The sequence below is a fragment of the Neochlamydia sp. AcF65 genome, assembly GCF_018342435.1.
Lineage (GTDB): Bacteria > Chlamydiota > Chlamydiia > Chlamydiales > Parachlamydiaceae > Neochlamydia.
The window spans coordinates 63,844-85,490 of sequence record NZ_JAEMUE010000044.1 but is presented as its reverse complement, the minus strand read 5'-3'; the positions used below and the strand labels follow the sequence as shown (position 1 = coordinate 85,490).

Here is a 21,647-nt window from a genome sequence, read left to right as displayed (position 1 = left end):
TATGAATTTCCAAAATCGTCTAGCAAAAGTTAAAAAAATTCTTCATGATTCTAACCTTGAAGCTTTTCTTGTCGAGGATCCTACCAACCTTTACTATTTGACAGGGTTAGTCTTATCTGCGGGAAAGCTGCTTATTAAAACTAAAAGCCATTCTGCTCTTTTTGTGGATAATCGTTACTATGAATATTGTAAAAATCAAGCACCTGTGCCTGTTTATTTAAATGATAAAACTTCTTTAGAAAGCGTGCTAGAAGGAATTAGTACGCTAGCCTTTGATGGCGAGACGATCTCCTATCAAACCTATGTAAGCATGCAAGAGAAGTTTAAAAATCTTAAATTGGTTTCTTTAAGTCACTCCCTTCAAAAAATTCGTGCTCTAAAAGATGCGCAGGAAATAGCTATTCTTCAAGAGGCCGCCCAACTGGGAATGCAAGGATATGAATATATTAAAAGCCTTCTAAAAGAGGGGGTAAGAGAAGACCAATTGGCTGCCGAATTAGAGATTTTTTGGAAAAAAAAGAGAGCTCAGGGAGTAGCTTTTGATCCTATTATCGCTTTCGGAGCTAATAGTGCTTTACCTCATTATCGCCCAGCAGAGACCGAGTTAAGGGAAGGCATGACGGTGCTGTTTGATGTAGGCGTGAAATGGAAAGGTTACCACTCGGATTTATCTCGTACACTTTTTTGGGGTGAGCCGCCTGCTATCATGCGGAAAGTTTATGCAATTGTAGAAAAAGCTCAGCAACGAGCTATGGCGCTTTGTAAGCCTGGAATAACTTTAGGAGAATTAGATCGGGCAGCTAGGGATTACATCTCAGCGTGCGGTTATGGAGAGCATTTTTTACATAGCTTAGGCCACGGGGTAGGATTAGAAATCCATGAGTGGCCTTCGATCCGTGATAAAGAACCTTATCAGCAGCTACCGCTGCAAGAAGGGATGGTCATCACCATTGAACCTGGCATCTATCTTCCTGGTGTAGGAGGTGTGCGTATTGAAGACACCCTCCTAATTACTTCTACCGGCTATCAAGTCCTAGGCTCGTGAGGAGGCACGGGGTTCGATTCTTAAAGATTGGGCATATATATCCTTCTCGAATTGGTTTTTATCTGTTGGGGGTTGGAAGTACCAATCGCTTTCCTTTACCCCTGCTGATTTATCTTTGCTTGAGGGATGAGAAGTCTGTAATTTCGTAAGATCATTGATTAAAGAATCTAACTTTTTTTCGTCCGTTTTTACATTCTCTTCAGCAACTTTGCTGTTTCTATCATTTTTTAGCTTGAATTTCTCCAGCATTCCCTCTAAATCCAGGGAGGAATTTTTCGAGTAAATTTCTTTGGCCACATGATAAAGCCACTCTGCAATCTCAATTTCTTTTTCTAAGTTTTCTTTACCAAATTGTTCTTCAGAAGCAATAGCTTGGCCTGCTTTTTCAGCTTGCTGGATTCTTTCGTTTATATCTTGTAGTTGTTGGTTTAAATAAGCTTTATGAGTTTCATAAGAAATGCCTGCTTTTTGCAACTGAATGTAATCACCAAATTTTTCTACTTTTAATGCATAGGAAAGTTCTAAACTTGCGTCACTCTTTTTATAAGAAAGCTTTAAAGAAGAAACGTTATTCAATTTAGCCTCATTAATTTCTTTGCTAATGCTTTCTATCTGTTTGTTTAAACTATTAATTTCGGCGGTTAATCCTTCTGGGGCTTCTTTAAATGAAGAAATGTATTTATCAATTTGGCGTGTTTCATTTAAATCTGCTTTAGACTTCATATATTTCTCTCCATCTAAAACAATTCTTGATAAGACCGTATGTATCATGGGAACGATGGATAAACTAGGGTTTTCCTCAGCAAATTCCATAATTTTATTTAAAGAAAAGTAATTAGGATTGGAGAAGCTTTTTTCCAAATTTGCATATATATTCTTTGTTTGCCGTGGAAGGGCGGCAAAAGTTTTATGCAGCCGCTGCACACTTCCTTGATTTAATCCTAAAAAAATTGCCTGGGCGGTGGCAAAATCGCCATTTTTAAAAGCTTGATCGGCAATGCGAACATACAAATCAACCGCTTTAACACGCTCCCCTAAATTGTCTGTGTTAACAATTTTTGAGGTGGTAGAATTGCTGATCATATTTGACAACTTAACCCACTGATCTATATGAGGGCAAATCTCGGCATATTCTGATTTTTCTCTTGCACTCTCATTTTTTAAAAGTTCTTCTTTTGTTATATTTTTAAAAATATCTGCAAACAACTCTTTAGTTTGTGCAGCCCTTTCCTCCACCATCATGCGGTTGGCTTCAGTGCTTTTAAAGGGGGCAGAGATTGTATGGCGGATGTTCTTTAAGGTAGCACTATTATCAATCTTGGCTTGCAGGCTACTTTTTACTTCGCTTGCCTTACTTTGCGCTTTTTTAAAATATTGCACATTTTTATCTTTTAAACGCTCAGAAGCTACCTTGAAATTTTTAGAAAATTCTTCTCTTCTTTCTGAGGAGGTTACCTCTCTAAACGAGGAGAGAGTAGAATGTTTGACCTTAAGGGCTGTCGTTTTTATAGAGCGAGCAGAAGTTTCTTTAAACGTTGTCACTTTGTGGTTTAGCAGCGATTTAATTTCGCCTAATTTTTCTGCTGATCTATCTTTATAGTCTCTAGCTTTTTCTTTAGCTTTTTGAATACCTTCTCGCCCATTAAAAAAAGCTTCTTGTCTTTGTTCTTTGTTTGTTAATCTCTTACTTTCTTCAAAGGTTTTCTTAGCTATAGAACTTACTTTGGAGGTTGCGGCTTGAACAAGGGAGCTAGCTTTATCTAAAGTAAAAGAAGTAATTCGATGGGATTTAAGTTCGGGAGGAGTTGCTTCTGTTGATTGAGAAAAAGTTTTTCCTAACGAAATAGACTCTAAGGAATTCTTTTGGCTATATATATGTCCAGTAGGAGAAACTTTTGGCTGGCCAGGAATAGCTGGCAAGGGCTTATTAGGAGGTAAGGGCCTAGTCGCTGAGGGAGCTGTTGTGAAATCGGAAGGAGAGAAAGGCTTGTTAGCTATAGAAGACATTTGCATACCTCATAATTAAAATCCTACTAATAGTTATTATAATATAATTATTAATTATTATTTAATTATAAATGTAACTACCTCTTGTAAAGCAAGGTGTTAATTAACGATGGCAAGCTGCAAGTTCTTAACCTTAAGCTTATTTTTTTATTCTCTTAAAAAATTAAAAATTTACATTTTATCTAAATCTTTAAAAGGGTAAATATGTTTGATGAGCAGCTTAAGCTTGTTAAAAGGGAAAAAAAGGGGCGAATTTTAAACCGGAGTAGGCCTAAACTGAACAAGTTAGCATCCAAAGGTCCCTTCAAAAATTTTACGATAAAATATATTATCAATAAAAAGCTGCCCTTATATTAATCTTATCCCCTTAACAACAGGGATTTTAAATTTCAAATTTTCATGCTAAGCTTTAGACAAAAGATATTTTTTTCCTATCTCGTTGTATTTCTAACTTTTCTTGCGGGTTTATATCCTTTTGCTACCCGTACAGTTCAGAAGATTGCTACCCAGGCTATGTATGATAGCTCTCAAGCTTTAATTGAAAAAATTCAGACAGCTCCTAATGATGAAGCTTTAATACGCCGTTTAAAAGAGCAAAAAGCTTTATTTTTTTTTCGTATTAGTGTCGTCAATAATGAGCGCAAGGTCTTGTATGATTCTCATACCAAAAGAATTTTAGGCCTGCGCTTTAACCAAGAATATATTGTGGAACATCCTGAAGTTTTAGAGGCTTTTAGAATCGGGCGTGGATATCATGAGGATTATTCGGAGCTATTAGGGCAAAAATTTGCCTATCTAGCGATTACTTTTGATTTCCATGGTAAGCCATATGTCTTACGTACAGCTTTTCCTTATAAGTATGTGACGGAGCTAACGCATGATTTTGAAAGAGGCGTAATTGCTTTGGCTGCAGCCATTCTTATGCTTTTTAGCTTGATGACCTGGTTTATTATTAATCATTTAACCAGTCCTATTCACCAAATTATCAAAGCAATCAATCCTTACCAGCAGGGAGAAACCCATGTGGTGCCTTTAATTGAATTAAATAGCCTTAGCAAAACAGATGAGTTTATCAAGTTGGCCGGCACTTTAAACTCTCTTTCCATAAGGGTTCAAAGCCATATCGCTAATCTTATACAGGAGCGAAATGAAAAAGAGGCTATTCTTGAATCGTTAGGAGAGGGGGTGATAGCAGTCGATGTCCATAGGGTGATCACTTATGCAAATAATATGGCTTGTAAATTGTTAGAAAATAATCGCCTAGTAGGTAGGTCTTTTAGCGATCTTTCTGATGAAATTCAACATGCTCAAACATTCCAAGCTCTTTTGCTCAATTGCCAAGCTCAAAATAAAGTGCTCACAGATGCTGTGCAAATTAAGCATGCTTCCCAACGATTATATTTAGATCTAGTAGCTGCTCCTAAAAAGGAGAATAGTGGCGCTATTGTCGTACTTCAGGATATGACTGCCCACTACAAACTTTTAGATATGCGTAAAGACTTTATTGCTAACGCTTCTCATGAGTTAAAGACCCCTATTACCATTATTCGGGGTTTTGCTGAAACTTTACATGATAATCCCGGTTTGCCACCCGAAACTTTTAAAGAAGTCACCTCCAAGATTGTAAGCAACTGTTTAAGAATGAATAATCTTATTAAAGATCTTTTAACCTTGACAGATGTGGAAAATTTACCCGAATCGCGTCTCATTCAGTGTGATGTGCATGAAATTATTAAAAATTGCTGCGAATCGGTTAAAGAGGTGCATCGCCATGCTCAAATTATGATTGAAAGGCCTAGTGATCAAGAGATGACTCTTGAAGCAGATCCTCATCTATTAGAACATGCCTTTATTAATCTTATCGATAATGCTGCTAAATATTCGGTTGCCCCTCCCCAAATCACCATTTATCTTCAAGCCGAGGAAGACAAAATTATAGTAAAAGTTGCCGATAAGGGCATCGGGATTCCTGCTACCGATCTGGAACATATCTTTCAACGTTTTTATACAGTGGATAAGGCTCATTCTAGAAAAATGGGAGGCTCTGGCTTAGGGTTATCTATCGTAGAAACCATTGTAGAAAAGCATTTTGGCCATATTGCTGTTCAGTCAGAAATCGGCGTAGGAACGGTTTTTACCGTTAAGTTGCCTATTAATCGGCACCTACTATCCTCTTTAAAGCATGGGTAGTTAAAACAAACCTGTTTTGGTATTTTATTAAAGCGAATTTATATCTGTTAACGACCTTCTCTCTTTACCCTTTTTTTACAATCCCTTATATGTATTAACAACACTTTTAACAAAAGACAAACAATGCTGTTGACAGATATTTCAGCTTTAGCCGCTACTATAGGTAAAGCTAATGAAAAGTTTATGCTTGCCCGCCAAGAGATGGGCAAAGCTATCGTGGGGCAACACGAAATGGTTAACTACTTGCTGATAGCTCTTTTAGCTAATGGCCACGTGCTCTTAGAAGGCCTGCCTGGCTTAGCAAAGACTTTAGCTGTCACTACTTTAGCGAAAGTAGTTAATTGTGAATATAAACGCATACAATTTACCCCAGACCTTTTACCTGCCGATTTAGTGGGTACTTCAATCTACAACTTTAAGGAAGAATCTTTCTCCGTTAGCAAAGGCCCAGCCTTTACGCATATCTTATTGGCAGATGAGATTAACCGTGCGCCAGCAAAAGTGCAATCGGCTCTTTTAGAGGTGATGCAAGAGCGTCAAATCACTCTTAACGGTCAAACTTTTCATTTGCCAGAGCCTTATCTGGTGCTGGCTACAGAAAATCCTATTGAACAAGAAGGGACTTATCCTTTACCTGAAGCGCAAACGGATAGATTTATGTTAAAAGTTACCATGGATTATCCCTCCAAAGAAGAGGAAAAAGAAATTTTAAAACGCATGGCGAATTTAGGTTCTTCCATAAAAGTTAAGCCCATATTAACGATAGAAGAAATTCTTAACGCTCGTAAAATAATTAATGAAGTTTATATGGATGATAAGATTACCAACTATATCTTAGATCTAATTTTTGCTACCCGCTACCCTAGCCAATATGGTCTTGATCTTCAATCTTTATTGCTCAACGGCGCTTCGCCACGGGCAAGTATTGCTCTTTGCATTGCTTGCAAGGCTAATGCTTTCCTTGAAGGCCGCGCTTATGTGGTGCCTCAGGATATTAAAAAAATTGCCCCTGCAGTCTTACGACACCGTTTACGCCGTTCTTATGAGGCAGAAGCCGAGGATGTGTCCACTGATGAAATGATTGAGCGCATTCTAAAAACTGTTCCTGTACCTTAAGCTTGTTAGTAGCCCATGGTTAAGTTTAACGTAGCTCTTTATAAGAAAATTCATCGTCTTCAAATCCAAACGACTCAGCTAGCTAATGATCTGCTGGCAGGAGCCTATCGCTCGGCTTTCAAAGGGCAAGGTATGGAATTTGAAGAAGTGCGCGAGTATCAGGCAGAGGATGATGTTCGTTCGATCGATTGGAATGTTACCGCCCGCATGAATTGTCCTTTTGTTAAAAGCTTTCGCGAAGAGCGAGAGCTGACTGTCATGCTCTTGGTGGATATATCGGCTTCTACGCGCTATGGTAGCACTTCTTCTTTTAAAAATGATTTAATCGCAGAAATTAGTGCTTTGCTAGCCTTCTCAGCTATTAAAAATAATGATAAAATAGGGCTTATTCTTTTCTCCAATGGAGTAGAGAGATATCTGCCTCCCGCTAAGGGAACGCGGCATGTTTTACGCCTAATCCGTGAAATTTTAGCTTTCAAACCTAAAGAACATGGAACTGATTTGGCTGCTGCCCTGGCCTATTTAGGGAAGATTCAAAGGCGGCCAGCTGTCTGCTTTTTGCTCACCGACTTTATATGTCCTAAGCCTTATGCCCATGAGTTGGCTCTAGCAGCTAGGCGGCACGACTTAATTGCTCTAGCTCTAATAGATGCTTATGAAATTTCTTTCCCTTCTTTTGGATTAATCCACTTAACTGATTTAGAAACAGGCACTAGCTTTACAGTAGATAGCTCTAGTAAACTTTTCCAGAAACAATTTGCTTATCAGGCTAAGGCTCGAGTAGAATCTTATCGTGCTCTGTTAATAAAAAACGGTGTAGGTTTAGTAGAACTATATACCGATCAACCTTATGCATCTCTTTTACGTAAATTTTTTAGAATGCGCGCGAGGAAAAGGCGATGAACGGCTGGTTTTTTTTGTGGGTGCTGCTAAGCCTTTTCTCTCCCTTTGTTCAAGGCAGAGCTGACGAAAGCGGATTTAAGGTAGTGATCACGCCTTCGGCTTCAACCCTTTCTATTAATGATTTTCTTACAGTCAATCTAGAATTAACTTTTCCGGCTGGATATCAGCTCGATTTAAAAAAACTGCAGCAGAATCTTCTTAGAAGCAGCAGCTTTTATGAGCATCCTTTTGCTCTCGTGGAGATGAAAACAGAAAATCCTCAAGAACATGCTAAAGGAATATTTTCTCAAGGAATTGTGTTTGTATTACAGCCGCTACGCTTGGGAGAGCTATTCCTTACTTTTTACGCTATCGATTTTATAGCAGAAAAAAAGAAGGCTCCTTTAAAAAAGATTGTAAGCGAGCTTTATCTTATTAAGGTCACCGCCCCAGAAATAGCTTCCCAAAACCCCGAAGATTTTGCATCTTTGCTGACTTTTGAAAAGAAACTTCCTATGGAACTAAGTGAGGAAAATCAAAAGCTTTTATGGAATAATCCTTCCTTGCAAAAGCAAGAGGTCGAAAGGAATGTAAAGCAAATGCATGAGAAGCAGCTACCATGGATACAAATAGGATGCTTTGTCCTCATCAGCTTCTATCTTTGCTTTTTCCTAGAATCTTTTTCTATTAAAAAGCCTTTAACATCTAAACAATTAGCAAAGATTGCAAAGAAATTAGCTTTAGCAGAACTTAGGCAGCTGCGAAGTAGACAATTACCCGCTAAAGGGCTTTTTGACAATTTTTATGTGCATTTAACTGATACTTTAAGAGCTTATATTCAAAAAAAATATCATATTCCCGCAGCCACGCGCACAACTCCCGAATTTTTAGCAGAGATGGCCCAAAGTCGGTCTTTTTCCAGCTCCTTTCGTCAGCAGCTGGCACTCTTTCTTCAGCAGGCTGATAGAGTCAAATTCGAGCGTTACCATCCTAACATCGAAGAATGTGAGACTGCCTATAAATTAGCTATCCAATTTATCCAAGATGATGCTCTTTAATTTTTTTTATTTAAAATCTCCTCCCCTAGGGCTATCTTTATAAATTATGCTATAAATAGCAAAAGAAAAAAGCATTCAAAGAAGCTTAAAATCAGAGAATGTTTGCAGAAAAGTCAAGGAATGTGTAATAATTTCGACTTGCGATTTATCATAAGGATAATCGTACCTGCAAATCGTTTTAGGAGAACCAATGGCTCGTTACACAGGTAATAAAAACCGCGTTGCCCGACGTTTCGGTGCAAATATTTTCGGCCGCACACGCAACCCTTTGCTGCATAAACCCAATCCCCCTGGTATGCACGGAGCGCGCCGCCGTAAAAAATCAGATTATGGCTTACAACTCGAAGAGAAGCAAAAACTTAAAGCTATCTACGGTATGCTTAGTGAAAAGCAGCTCGTTGCTTATTACAAGCATGCTTTTAACATGGCTGGTAACACTGCCCAGCACTTTGCAGAACTGCTAGAGTGTCGCTTGGATACGATTGTTTATCGCCTTAAACTTGCTTCCACTATTTTCGCTGCCCATCAGCTTGTCTCTCATGGTCATATTCTCGTGGATGGCAAAAAAGTTGACCGTCGCTCTTTCCAAGTACGACCTGGTATGGTGATTACTGTAAGAGAAAAGTCTCGGTCCATGAAAGCGATTCAACAGTCTTTAGATAATCCTTCTCGCTCTGTCCCTGATTATCTTTCTTTTGATAAAGAAAACTTTGGTGGACAGCTGCTAGCGATGCCTACACCCGAGCAGATGCCTTGGCCCATTGAAATCAAATTGCATGAAATCTGTGACTTTTTAGCGCATTCTACCTAAAAGAGTTGGAATATAGAGTAATAAGCCCTGGTTTAAGTTGTCTTAGGCTAGGGCTTTTTTATTATTTCTTTTTGTTCTAGCAAACCTTTTTGCTTCCAAGCTTCGGGATCTATTCTTTATTCTTAAGCTAAACTTTTTGATGCTCTTTTCAGCAAAAACATGTAACACGCCTTCCATTTAATCCCTCCCAATTTTTAGATAGCCTAAGCTAATGGGAAGGTAATAATTGCTTTCTTACAAACATGGTAGGTGCATTATTAAATTGATAAAAAAGCAATATTCTTTATTTATTGTTTATCTTTCAATCAGTTGCAATTCATGCTTTTTTTAAATATAAATTTGCCAAGTAATTATTATAAATGAGAATGCCTAGGATAATAAAGGAGAGCCGTGATTAAAACAATTATAACTTGTCAAAATTTTTATGAGGCATGTGCTTCATCTGCCTATTGCCTACAAGAGAGGCGAAGAACAGAAATTTAAGGGGCAGTCTGGAAAACTTCCACAGCCTATATTTTGGATCATTTAAAGCTATCTTAGTAGGAAGGGTTGTTAGTTGATTATCCTTTAAAGACATCCTTTTTATCTTATAGCTGTCTTATTTTTGCATAAAATGTAATCAAGAATTAAGAGGACTTTCGCTTCGATGGATCTTTAAAATATCGTCAACTTGCAAAAGGTAGCTTGCTCCCACCAGACTGAACAAGAAAGTGAGCGCTTGTAGAGCGAATAGACTAAGCTGCTGTAGCGAGCTTCTAGTTTGTAAGAATACACTTACTTTTCCTAGCATCCATGAACTTTCAGCTAACCAATAATGAGAAAAAGTCAAACTTGCAAGCATGGCAAGTAAGCTTACGCAGCTGATTTTCCAAATACTTGTTTTTAGCTTAGGGGAGAAAACATAACCACTTTTTTCTTCTAGCTTGTATAGCAGCAGAAACATATTCATCCATGCACTAATGCTTGTTGCTAAAGCTACGCTAGCAGCACCCCTTTCAAAAACAAAAACAAGCAAAAGATTGAGTATCAAATTTAACAAAATAGAAGCTATAGAGATTTGCGTAGGGATTTTATAGTTATCCTGCGCATAGAAAGCAGGGACTAAAATAAGCACGAGCGACATAGGAAATAAGCCTAATCCATAAGCCCCTAAGCATAGAGCCGTATTAGCAACGGCTAGCTGATTAAAGCCTCCATGTCCATAGATGAGGGTAATGCTGCTCGTGCCTAAGGCAAAAATAGCTGTGCTAATGGGTAGCATTAACGCTACACTTTTGCGTAGGGAAAAGTCTAAAAATTTGTTAAACAGCTGTTTATCGCCATTTTTAATGGCTCGAGCAAGAGGAGGTAGGGTAGCTGCCGCGATAGCTAGGCTAAATAGAGCTAGAGGAAGCTGTTGAAGGCGCATAGCATACCATAGGTAAGCAGGTCCTGCAGCATCTGCATAGCGTGCAAAAACAGCATCTAAAGCATTATTGATTTGCGCAGCGCCTACACCAATGATTCCCAGACTTAAAGGACTTAATAAGGAAAGTATATCCTGGGAAAAAATATTTTTAAAGGGACTTGCAAAATTTCTTCCTAGAGCTTTTAAGCAGTGCTTAGTCTGATGCAGCGTAACAGCCCATTGAGCTAGACAGGCTAGATTCACAAAGAGAGTTAACCAACGCATAGCTTCTTTAGAAGGTAGGTTTTTTAGACATAAAATCCCTACAATCCATAAAAGATTAAAAGCTGCAGGCGCTACACTTGCCGTAAAAAAGCTTTTCTCACACTGTAACAAGGAAGCATTCATACCATACAGGCAAATGAAAATGAGACTTGGCATCATTAATAGGGTTAGCTGAGCAATTTCAGCATTTCCTTCCTCCAGGTTGGCCCACATAAGAACGCCCCAAAGCAGGACCATGGTTAGAATCACAAGGATAGAGAGAAGGATACTTAAAGCTAACGTTAAACTGCGAAAAAAAGCAGCCGCTCTTTGAGGGTCTTGATGGCGTAGTTTTTCAAATTGGGGAATAAAAGCACTTTGCAAAGCTCCTTCGCCTAAAAGCCGACGCAGCAGATGAGATAAGCGGAAAGCGACTAAAAAAGCTGCTATGGATGGTTGCGTGCCAAAAGCAGAAGCCATAGTTATATCTCTTACCATACCCGTCATACGGCTTAGCATCGTTCCGCTAAAAAAACGCTTTGCTGAACGGATAATGCTATGGGTAGAATCTGTCATGGCCCTATTCGTTTGGGTTAAAGAAAAATATCATTGATAAATAAACAAAAGAAAGCAAGGGTAGATTGAGGGTTACGCATGCATAAAGAAGCGCGTTTCTTAATTAGAGCTCTTTTTCATAGGGTTAAAATAGCTCAAGCTATTTTAAACAGCAAGCTAGCTTTTCTTTAAATTTAGAACCTACAGTTGCTGCTACTTTTCTTGTCAACAACCAGCTGGGCTGCTATGATGGCGTGCTTATAAAATTGGAAAGAAGGGGAGAGTCGATGACAACAAAAGCTGAAAATCTTCTCATAGGAGCTCATACTTCGGCAGCTGGGGGAGTACAGAATGCTTTATATGAGGGACAAGAGATAGGAGCGACTACTATTCAGCTCTTTACCAGTAATCAAAGACAATGGAATGCAAAACCTTTAATGCCAGAGGTGATCGATGCTTGGTATGCGGCACTTAAAGAAACTCATTTGCAAAAAATTATGAGCCATGCTAGCTATATGATTAACCTGGGGGCACCGGATCCAGAAAATTTGAGAAAAAGTCGTGAAGCTTTTGGCCTTGAGATCGAGCGTTGTTTAAAGCTAAGTATTTCTTTTTTAAATTTTCATCCCGGTGCCGCGATTGATAGAGACCCTCAAGAATGCTTAGACAGAATTGTGGAAAGCTTGTTAACTTATGAGCCTCTTCTCCAAGGGGGGGATACTCGCTTACTTTTAGAAAATACTGCAGGGCAAGGGTCGGCAGTTGGCTGGCGTTTTGAGGAGCTAGCCTATATTATAGACAAAGTAGAAAATCGCCTGCCTATAGGTGTCTGCCTAGATACTTGCCACCTTTTTGCTGCCGGTTATGATTTGAGTTCGGCTTTAGCTTGTGAGGAAACGTTTAAAAAATTTGATCAATTGGTGGGTTTTAAACATCTATATGCCTTTCACCTTAACGATTCACTTAAAGGTTTAGGCTCCCGTGTAGATCGGCATCAATATCTGGGTAAGGGACTGATTGGCATAGATTGCTTTAAATTTTTAATGAATCATCCTCCAACTCAAGCGATGCCTAAATACCTTGAAACTCCCAAAGACCCCCTTATATGGAAGACTGAAATTCAAATGCTACGAGACTTTGTAAAATCATGAGGCTATTATTATGCGCATAAAAATTAGACAACTCAAATACCCGGCTTCTGGAGTTCCTTCATTATTAGGACAAGAGGTGACGATTAAAGGTTGGGTGCGAACGGTTCGCAATCAAAAAACTTTTTCCTTCGTTGAAGTTAACGATGGATCCACCTTCTCAAACTTTCAAGTTATTTTGAATCCAGATTTACCTGACTATGAGAAGATTCTTGGTCATCTATCTACCGGTGTATCGGTGGCTGTAACTGGCAAGATTGTAGAAAATCCTGGTAAAGATCAAGCCTGGGAAATGCAAGCTAAGTCTTTAACTATCATTGGTGCATGCGATCCAGAAACCTACCCTTTACAAAAAAAACGCCATTCGTTTGAATTTTTGCGATCGATTGCCCATCTTCGTCCTCGCACGAATACTTTAGGTGCTATCACTCGCTTAAGAAATAGCTTAGCCTTTGCTACCCACCTTTTTTATCAGCAAAAAGGCTTTTTATATTTACATACACCCATCATTACCGCCTCTGATTGCGAGGGGGCGGGAAAAATGTTTCGGGTTACAACAATGGAGCCTAGTGCTCATCCGCGTCTTCCTAATGGGCAGATCGACTACTCCCAAGACTTTTTTGGTAAGCCTGCTTATCTCACTGTTTCTGGCCAGCTCAATGGCGAAATTTACGCCTGCGCTTTATCGGATGTTTATACCTTTGGACCCACTTTTCGCGCTGAAAATTCTAATACCTCCCGTCATTTAGCAGAGTTTTGGATGATTGAGCCAGAAATGGCTTTTGCCGACATTAATGACAACATGGATAATGCAGAAGAGTATCTTAAATTCGTTCTTAAGTATGCTTTAGATAATTGCGCAGAGGATATGGAGTTTTTTGACAAGCATGTTTCTACGGGATTAATTGAACGTATGCAGCATGTCATTAATACCCCTTTTGAACGGGCCACCTATTCCTATGCAGTACGCATCCTTGAGAAATCAGGCAAAAATTTTGAGTATCCTGTGAAATGGGGTCTAGATTTGCAATCCGAGCATGAGCGTTATTTGGCAGAAGAATTTTTCGCCAAGCCTGTTATACTCACGGATTATCCTAAGCAGATTAAAGCTTTCTATATGCGTGATAATAGCGATAATAAGACAGTGGCAGCTATGGATGTTCTTGTACCTAAAATAGGGGAAATCATAGGTGGTAGCCAAAGAGAAGAGCGTTTAGATGTGCTAGAACACAAGCTTAAAGCAGGTGGCTTATCGCCCGATGATTATTGGTGGTATCTTGAGCTACGTAAATATGGTACTGTCCCCCATGCCGGGTATGGCGTAGGATTTGAGCGTCTCATTCAGTTTGTCTCTGGCATGGATAATATACGGGATGTTATTCCTTTTCCTCGTTACCCTGGTAAAGCTGAATTTTAAAGTTTTCTAAAGCTGTTTACAAACCTTTGAAATAAAAAAATTTGTAAACAGCTCTAACTTTAGAATAGTGGTGTATAAAGCTTTTAGCTTTTTCTTTTTTCAGAAAGGTTCTTATGTTTATCATTAATGATTATGCAATCAAAAAATAAAATGCTCTGCTCAATCTGACCCGGGTTGTGTTGTAAGTAATAGGAGAGTAGGCGATAAGAGGGTTCTTTCACATTTAAAAACTATAAAATTTAATCTACTTAAACAAAAATATGGGCAAGCTAGGGAAAAAAATTCACTTACCGCCTACGTAATTAGCCCGCTTATAACCAAGCTTTGGTGTTGAGAGAAAGCCTAGCTTTATGATTCTAAGGATAAAGCCATCAAAGGATGAAGGAAAACATGGGCAAGAAGGGGGGCTCAAGAATTTTCTCCGCTGAATCCATCCTAGGCGTGTTGATGATCAAAGCTATTTATCATTTGCCTTTAAGGGCTTTTCTAAGAATTTTTTTGTTGCTGATTGCTCTGCTAGCTTTCAAGGCTGCCTGTTGCTTGTGATACCCCGATCTGTTAAGGAATGCTAAAGAGCTTTGACAAGAAATTAACGGAGAGAAATTTCTACCAGCACGGCATTTAATTTAATTGCATAGCCTTTACAAGAAGATAAATTTATGTACAAACGTCTAGTAAGCTTTGTTAGAACTAGTGCCCCAAGTGATCTTAGTGGTTGCTAAAGCATTAAGTCAGTGTCTTTTACCTTTATTCCTAAAGACAGTAAAGGGTATGTATGCTAAGACAGTAAAGGGTATGTATGCTATTGCCCCCCTTGAGTAACTATTAAATTATATTAATTTATAGAACTACTTGATGATATCTCTACAAAAAGGTGTTATTGTTTTCTTTTTAAGAAGATTTTTGTATGATAGAGGTATTAAAAAATTAACCAACAATAGAGGGTTCATGCTAATAAATTCTTTATCTAGAGCTTGCTTATCTATTGATCGAGGCGCTGACTACATACCTATCGTCAGCACGGTGACTAATTTAGTCGATATCTTTCAAAAAGTTGTTGTTTTACCTTTTAAGCAAAAAGAGAATATATCCAAAAACGTCTATTACACTCACCTTGATCAAAAAAGCTTTAGACGGTGCTTAATTTTGTTAGTTCCTGTGCTAGGAAATATACTTGTAGGCATTTATGATGTAGTACGCAATAAGGAAAAGAAAGCTTTGTTAGCTAATGTTCAAAAGAATGGCTTAGCTCTTAAGGATGGTAGTGACACGCTTAAAAGCGATAGAGATGTCGTTCTTGCTGCTGTTCAGGAAAACGGTTTAGCACTTAAGTATGCTAGCAAACAGCTTCAAAACGATAAGAAAGTCGTGCTTGCCGCTATTCAGGAAAACGGTACGGCGCTTAAGTATGCTAGCAAACAGCTTCGAAACGACAATGAAACCGTGCTTGCCGCTATTCAGGAAAACGGTTCGGCGCTTAAGTATGCTAGCAAACAGCTTCGAAACGACAAGGAAGTCGTGCTTGCCGCTGTCCAGCGTAGTCACTTGGCGCTTAAGTATGCTAGCAAACAGCTCCGCAACGCTAGGGAAGTCGTGCTTGCCGCTGATAATCGAAAATGGCTGGGTACTTATAGGCTTTATCAACAGGCTTAAAAGCGCTAAGGAATTACTTCGTGTCACTTTTCAGCAAAAAAGTGGGATGTTTGGTTATATCAGCGCAGCACTTAACACCCTTCTACATTTTTCAGCATTTAATAGGCTTATAGCTTTTTAGGCAAGCCGATGCACTAAGAAACAGCTTACAAATGGAAACATCGAAAGATAAAGAAGATGGTATACTAAACTATCGATGAGGCAGAATTTTTAAAGAGAGGATTTATTTAAGGAGGTATGCTTTGCAAGAAGCTAGACCTCTAATAATAGATGCACGAATATCTCCATTAAGCCATTTTAGAAATGTTGGCAAAAATAGACCTTACTGGCGGTAAAAGCCTCAAGCGAAAGGCCGTTACTATTATTATCAAATACAAATACCCCTAAGCATATGCAGGCAGCCACCCCTGTAGAGTTAAGCTGAATTTAATGTATTTATAACCAGCATGGTAGCTGTTTATGCAAAGCTGGGAAGATTTACGCCAAGATTTATGTTTCTCATTAATTTTGCTCTGGCGTTAAAATATTTTACTAATTAAATATTGTTTATGAAACGCTGCATTTTTTATGCAGGGAATTTATGTTGCGGGAAAAAAAAGTTTAGACATAATCTAAGATATAATTTTTTTATGAAAAACTTATGAATTATATCTACCACAATGCACCCCTAATCAAGCATATTCTTGAATCTCAAGATAGTATGTTTTTTTTATCCACAGCGTTATCTCATTTAAGGAAAAATCCCCCTCCCTTAGAAACAAAAGCTTATAGCAAAGAAGTTAGCTCTCCATCTACAAGAAATGTTGAATTAATCGATCGTTTAAAAGCTCGCATTGCAATTCGTAAGAAAAAACTAGTCCCTGTAAGCAGCTTATCACCTACAGAGGTTTGCACGATTTGCAAAAAAGCTGTTGATATATTGCAACAGTATCAGGAAGAGCGTTTATGCCCTTTATGTTTAAATAGAACCATTAAGAAAATGAGAATAGAAGATATTCTTAATTAAGAAGCAACAGGTACATTGAGCTTTTTAAGGCAGCAAAAGCTTAGCTTATCCAACGCTCTACAATAGGAAAACAGCGGCCTGTTAAGAAGGCCTTCTCAGAAACACGTAAGGCAGGAGGTGACTGACGACGCTTGTATTCGTTTTGGTGAATTTTTCGGATAAGCTCTTCTATTAATTTCAAAGGATAATCAAAATTTTTAGCAATACTTTCAGAGGACTGGCCCTCTTCTACGTAAGCTTGTAAAATATGATCGATTGTTTCATAAGGAGGAAGGGAGTCTTGATCGGTCTGGTTAGGCTTTAGCTCCGCAGAAGGGGGCTTATCAAGCGTGCTTTGCGGAATGATAATCTGGTGGCGATTAATCCAGTGAGCTAGAGCATACACATCCCTTTTTAAGACATCGCCAAGGACTGCTAAAGCTCCACACATATCCCCATAAAGAGTGGAATAGCCCATTGCCAGTTCACTTTTATTTCCTGTGTTCAAAACCATAAACCCAAGTTTATTGGAAAGAGCCATGAGAAGCATCCCCCGTATCCGTGCTTGTAAATTTTCTTCCGTATGATCGATCGGTAGTGCTCTAAATTGGGGCTCTAATAATTCCAAATAGCTTTGAAAAGGTTTTTCAATGCAGATTTGCCGATAAGTGATGCCTAAGTTCTGTGCTAATGCTTGGGCATCATCTTTGCTGCCAGGAGAGGAATAACGGGAGGGCATGCTGACTCCCATCACATTTTTAGCGCCCAATGCCTTTGCAGCAATACAAGCCACTACAGCCGAATCAATACCACCGGATAGTCCTAGGCATGCTTTCTGAAAGCCTGATTTGTGAAAATAATCTTTTACTCCTAGGATAAGAGCTCTATAAAGCTCTTCAGTAGCTATTTTGTTAGGATAAACAGGGGGAGATGAAGCGTTTAGATCTATTAGCAGCCAATCTTCTTCAAACCCTTTGGCGAGATGTACGAGTTCTCCCTTAGCATTTAGGTGTTGGCTGTAGCCATCAAAAATTAAGCTATCATTGGCTCCTACTTGATTACAGAAAATAAGGGGGCAACGTAATGCTTTAGCCGCTTCAGAACAGACTTTCATGCGATTAGCAAATTTGGAGAGGCTAAAAGGGGAGGCAGAGAGATTGAGCAAAAGTTCCGGCTTTAAAGGAAGGAGCTCTTCAATAGGATTCCTATGATAAGAAGTTTCTGCAACAAGAGCGCTATGCTGCCAAATATCTTCGCATACAGTAATGCCAACCCTTTTACCCTTTAAATTCCATATTTTTATGCTTGTTGCAGGTTCAAAATAGCGTCTTTCATCAAAAACATCGTAGGTGGGTAGAAGAAATTTATCTTGAAATCCGACAATTTCCTGATTTTGAATAATTGCTGCGCTATTAAACAAGCGCTTTTCTCTACGATCAGGATTAGGTCGGGGAAGACCTACGATGGCGATAATGTCTATACAAGCTTTACGGATTTTGTCCAGCTGCAACAAAACTTGTTCCATGAAATGTGGGAGTAAAAGCAAATCTTGAGGTGGATAACCAGTTAGCGTCAATTCAGGGAATAAGATAAGATCTGCCGCTATCCTTTTACCATGGGCTATAGCCTGCAAAATTTTGTCAGTATTTTCTTTTAAAGCACCGATGGTAGGATTGATTTGCGCAGCAAGTATTTTCATTTTAATAGAATAGGGTGTTAGCTTCCAAAATCATCGAGAACAATGCTTTCACGAGGAACGCCATAATCCTCTAAAAGCTTAAGAACACTTTTATTATGCAAAGGAGGGCCACAGATATAGAACAAACATTCTTCGGGCGCTTCCATAAACTTTAACTGGCCTATTTCAAAAGCCTTAAAGAGGTAATTTGTTTTTACAGGATCATTAGCGGGCCAACCAGCTTCAAGATCACTAGGAAGAGGTTCAGAAAGAACTAAATGATAGTGAAAGTTGGAAAATTCTTTTTCTAGCTGTTCATAGGCAGCTTGATAAATATTTTCTTTTAAAGAGCGCGCTCCATACCATAGGGTTACCTTACGGTGCGTCTGTTCTGTCTTGAATAAATGCATGAGGTGACTACGTCCAAATGATGAGCCAGCACCCCCGATAAGAAATATAAGTTCACGGTTATCTTGGATCATAAAGGATTCGCCATAAGGTCCTGAAAGCTTGATTTTATCCCCTGCTTTTAAATTAAACGTATAGCTAGAGCAGATTCCCCAAGGAGTTTTTTCTGCTAGCTTTCCAGCGATAAAAGGGGGAGTGGCAATGCGAATATTAAATCGTAAAGTTCGGCCTTCTGCCGGGTAGGAGGCCATAGAATAGGCGCGAATAACCTCTTCAGAACCTGTAGGTAGATAGCTAAAGTCAAGAGAATGTCCTAATAACCCAAATTTTTCCCAGTCTTCATGGTATTGAGGATGCATGGTGTTTTTCCAGCTCTCTGTGTTCGCTTTGAAAGGAGGCACATGAAATTGCAAATATCCTCCTGAGCGATAAGGTACTTCTTCTCCTTCAGGAAGCTCTACGATTAATTCTTTAATAAAAGTGGCCACATTTTGATTGCTTATCACCGTGGCAGACCATTCTTTGACGCCAAGTGCATCAGCCTCAACATGCAGATGCAGATCGTTTTTGACTTTAGCTTGGCATGATAAGCGCCAACCCTCTTTCAATTGCTTCTTAGTAAAAGTGCCTTTGTCAGTCTCTAAAGGTTCATTAGCGCCTTCTAAAATTTGCACCCGGCATTGCTTGCAGGTTGCTTTGCCTCCGCAAGGAGAGGGAATCGGAATACCATTGGAGCTTAAAGCTAATAAAAGTGTACTTCCTCCGGCTACTGTTTTAGTGAGAGAAGGATCTTCGTTAACTTTAATGGTGCAAGCTTCACTGCTAACAAATTTAGCACGGGTAAATAAAATGATCCCCGCAAGACCGGTGCCGATTATGACAAAAGCTAGAATGGCATAGGTTACAAGAAAAATGTCGATGCCTCCTAGGGAAGCTATTGTGAAGTTAAATAATGAATCCATAAGGCTTACTCGCTTGGCTATTTTTAGGTATAGCTTGCATACTCATTTAACAGCAACTAATAAAACATCTCTCTTCAAGCAGAATAAAGAACTACTCTTCCCCTAAAAAAGGAAATTCTTTATGCTTTTCTTTTTTAAATCATACAATTTCATAGGGATTTAGACATGATCAAAAAGAATCTTGAAATTCATAGCGAAAATATTTTACCTATCATCAAAAAATGGCTCTACTCTGATAAAGATATTTTTGTTCGCGAGCTTGTTTCTAATGCTTGCGATGCTATTCGAAAAGTTAAAGTTTTACGTGAACAAGAACAGATACAAGCTAACGACGAAGACTTTAAAGTAGAAATTCAAATTGATAAGGATAGTAAGACTATAAAATTTATCGATAATGGCATTGGAATGGATGCCGAAGAGGTGCAAAAGTATATCGCACAGATTGCTTTTTCAGGAGCAGAAGAATTTGTCCATAAATATAAAACCAATGAAGAAAAAGATCAATTTATTGGTCATTTTGGATTAGGATTTTACTCAGCTTATATGGTAGCAAGTAAAGTAGAGATCAATACTCTTTCTTATAAAGAAGGCGCAGAGCCCGTTTTTTGGTCATGTGATGGCTCTTCTGAGTATACGATAGAAAAAGGCAATCGCGCCACCCGAGGTACAGAGATTACGCTTTTTGTGGATAAAGATAATGAAGAGTATTTGGACGACTATCGCCTTAAGCAAGTGATGCTTCACTACTGTTCATTTTTACCTTATCCCGTCTATTTAGGCACCACCCATATTAATACCCAAGAACCTTTATGGATCAAAAATCCCGCTGATTGCACGCAGAAAGATTACCTAGATTTTTATCATCATCTTTACCCTATGGAAGAAGATCCTCTTTTTTGGGTGCATCTTAATGCCGATTATCCCTTTCACCTTAAAGGAATCCTTTACTTTCCCAAAGTGCGTAGAGATTACGACAATGAAAAAAATACGGTCAAATTATACTGTAGCCGGGTTTTTGTATCAGACAATTGCAAAGATGTAATTCCTAACTATCTGATGGCCTTGCGAGGAATCATTGATAGCCCTGACATTCCTTTAAACGTTTCACGTAGCTACTTGCAGGTTGATCGTACAGTCCGCCAGCTCTCAGGACATATTGCCAAAAAAGTATTTGATAGCCTGGCCACGCTTTATCGCAATGAAAGAGAGCGCTTTGTAGCAAGCTGGGAAGATATCTCTATTGTAGTCAAGCTAGGGATATTAGAAGACGATAAGCTATATGAGCGCGTAAAAGATTTTCTTATCTGGAAAACTGTTGAGGGCGAGTGGATTACCGCCCAGGAATATTTAGATCGCTATCGCGAAAAAACAGCAGAAAAGATCTATTATACAAAAGATGAACAGCATATGAGCTCCCTACAGGCTTTGTATAAAAATCAGGGAATAGGAATTCTATGTGCCAATCATCCGGTGGATGTTTATGTAATGCAACATTTAGAAAGGCAGCTAACTCCCGTTGTTTTCCAACGGGTAGATGCTGCTTTGGCTGAGCATATTGTTGATAAAGAGCGTGAAAAAACCATTCTAGATGCTAGCGGAAAAACTGAGGCCGCTAAGCTTGCCGATTTTATTCGTGCCAAATTAAAGGATGACAAAATCGAAGTAGAAGCTAAAAGCTTAGCTAGCGATGCCTTACCAGGTTTTATTCTGCAGGATGAAAATCAACGTCGTATGCGTGATTATATGGTAGCTATGAATCCTAAAGAAGGAGCCTCCCAGTTCGCGCATTTAGGTAAGAAAACCTTCGTAGTAAACACCAACAATGTTTTAATAAATGCCATTTACAAGCTAGAACCTAAAAATTCTGAGCTTGCGTCTGCATTAGTTAAAGAAGCTTATGAGTTGGCGCTTTTGTCTCAGCGCGAGATGGATCCTTCTTTACTAGAGGACTTTATTTCAAGGACAGTACATATTTTAGAAAAATTAGCGCAGGAAGTGACTCAGGAAGTGGGTCAGGAATAGCTATATGCAAACGTTCCTATTGGTCTTGAGCTGTTGCTTTATTTTTCTATTTCCATGTT

The 21,647-nt window shown here is 38.9% G+C and carries 15 protein-coding genes; 11 read left to right on the top strand and 4 right to left on the bottom strand.

All coding sequences use genetic code 11. The features are described from left to right. Window position 1 precedes the first annotated feature (1 nt). Complete coding sequence (locus tag NEOC65_RS05450) at window positions 2-1,045, top strand: M24 family metallopeptidase (protein WP_213156001.1); 1,044 nt, start codon at window positions 2-4, stop codon at window positions 1,043-1,045. Here NEOC65_RS05450 and NEOC65_RS05445 read toward each other — a convergent pair. Continuing rightward, on the bottom strand, window positions 1,034-3,052 hold the full coding sequence (locus tag NEOC65_RS05445) for a RasGEF domain-containing protein (RefSeq protein WP_213152603.1): 2,019 nt from the start codon (window positions 3,050-3,052) through the stop codon (window positions 1,034-1,036). The genes NEOC65_RS05450 and NEOC65_RS05445 overlap by 12 nt on opposite strands. Window positions 3,053-3,565: 513 nt before the next feature. Between NEOC65_RS05445 and NEOC65_RS05440 the strand changes: the two genes are divergently transcribed. The 5 genes from NEOC65_RS05440 (at window position 3,566) to rpsD (ending at window position 9,109) form a co-directional block, all read left to right on the top strand. Then, window positions 3,566-5,242: a sensor histidine kinase gene (locus tag NEOC65_RS05440; protein ID WP_249299081.1), complete on the top strand. Its 1,677-nt coding sequence runs from the start codon at window positions 3,566-3,568 to the stop codon at window positions 5,240-5,242. A 123-nt stretch (window positions 5,243-5,365) separates the two neighbouring features. Beyond that, the gene (locus tag NEOC65_RS05435) at window positions 5,366-6,358 is read left to right on the top strand and encodes an AAA family ATPase (protein ID WP_213152601.1); all 993 of its coding nucleotides are present in this window, start codon (window positions 5,366-5,368) and stop codon (window positions 6,356-6,358) included. Between the two features lie 15 nt (window positions 6,359-6,373). Then, entirely contained in the window at window positions 6,374-7,261 is an 888-nt protein-coding gene (locus NEOC65_RS05430; RefSeq protein WP_213156000.1) for a DUF58 domain-containing protein, read from the top strand. Beyond that, the gene (locus NEOC65_RS05425) at window positions 7,258-8,298 is read left to right on the top strand and encodes a hypothetical protein (protein WP_213155999.1); all 1,041 of its coding nucleotides are present in this window, start codon (window positions 7,258-7,260) and stop codon (window positions 8,296-8,298) included. The genes NEOC65_RS05430 and NEOC65_RS05425 overlap by 4 nt, the downstream gene beginning before the upstream one ends. Window positions 8,299-8,488: 190 nt before the next feature. Further along, on the top strand, window positions 8,489-9,109 hold the full coding sequence (gene rpsD, locus NEOC65_RS05420) for a 30S ribosomal protein S4 (protein ID WP_044881288.1): 621 nt from the start codon (window positions 8,489-8,491) through the stop codon (window positions 9,107-9,109). A gap of 619 nt (window positions 9,110-9,728) precedes the next feature. On the opposite strand, the gene murJ is transcribed toward rpsD, so the two are convergent. Further along, complete coding sequence (gene murJ / locus NEOC65_RS05415; RefSeq protein ID WP_213155998.1) at window positions 9,729-11,336, bottom strand: murein biosynthesis integral membrane protein MurJ; 1,608 nt, start codon at window positions 11,334-11,336, stop codon at window positions 9,729-9,731. 266 nt (window positions 11,337-11,602) lie between these two features. Between murJ and NEOC65_RS05410 the strand changes: the two genes are divergently transcribed. From NEOC65_RS05410 to NEOC65_RS05390, 4 genes are all read left to right on the top strand, one after another. Next, complete coding sequence (locus NEOC65_RS05410; RefSeq protein ID WP_213155997.1) at window positions 11,603-12,466, top strand: deoxyribonuclease IV; 864 nt, start codon at window positions 11,603-11,605, stop codon at window positions 12,464-12,466. A gap of 10 nt (window positions 12,467-12,476) precedes the next feature. Then, window positions 12,477-13,880: an asparagine--tRNA ligase gene (asnS, locus tag NEOC65_RS05405; protein WP_213155996.1), complete on the top strand. Its 1,404-nt coding sequence runs from the start codon at window positions 12,477-12,479 to the stop codon at window positions 13,878-13,880. Between the two features lie 948 nt (window positions 13,881-14,828). Next, the gene (locus NEOC65_RS05395) at window positions 14,829-15,533 is read left to right on the top strand and encodes a DUF4116 domain-containing protein (RefSeq protein WP_166157831.1); all 705 of its coding nucleotides are present in this window, start codon (window positions 14,829-14,831) and stop codon (window positions 15,531-15,533) included. 640 nt (window positions 15,534-16,173) lie between these two features. After that, entirely contained in the window at window positions 16,174-16,539 is a 366-nt protein-coding gene (locus NEOC65_RS05390; RefSeq protein ID WP_213155995.1) for a hypothetical protein, read from the top strand. 40 nt (window positions 16,540-16,579) lie between these two features. Here NEOC65_RS05390 and NEOC65_RS05385 read toward each other — a convergent pair whose 3' ends face one another. Together NEOC65_RS05385 and nqrF are read right to left on the bottom strand one after the other, a co-directional pair. Then, window positions 16,580-18,217, bottom strand: a complete 1,638-nt coding sequence (locus NEOC65_RS05385) for an NAD+ synthase (protein WP_213155994.1) — start codon at window positions 18,215-18,217, stop codon at window positions 16,580-16,582. 17 nt (window positions 18,218-18,234) lie between these two features. Beyond that, a complete protein-coding gene (gene nqrF / locus NEOC65_RS05380; protein WP_213155993.1) occupies window positions 18,235-19,566 on the bottom strand; it encodes an NADH:ubiquinone reductase (Na(+)-transporting) subunit F in 1,332 nt (443 codons plus the stop codon). 165 nt (window positions 19,567-19,731) lie between these two features. Between nqrF and htpG the strand changes: the two genes are divergently transcribed. Further along, window positions 19,732-21,588, top strand: a complete 1,857-nt coding sequence (htpG, locus tag NEOC65_RS05375; protein ID WP_213152593.1) for a molecular chaperone HtpG — start codon at window positions 19,732-19,734, stop codon at window positions 21,586-21,588. Window positions 21,589-21,647 lie beyond the last annotated feature (59 nt).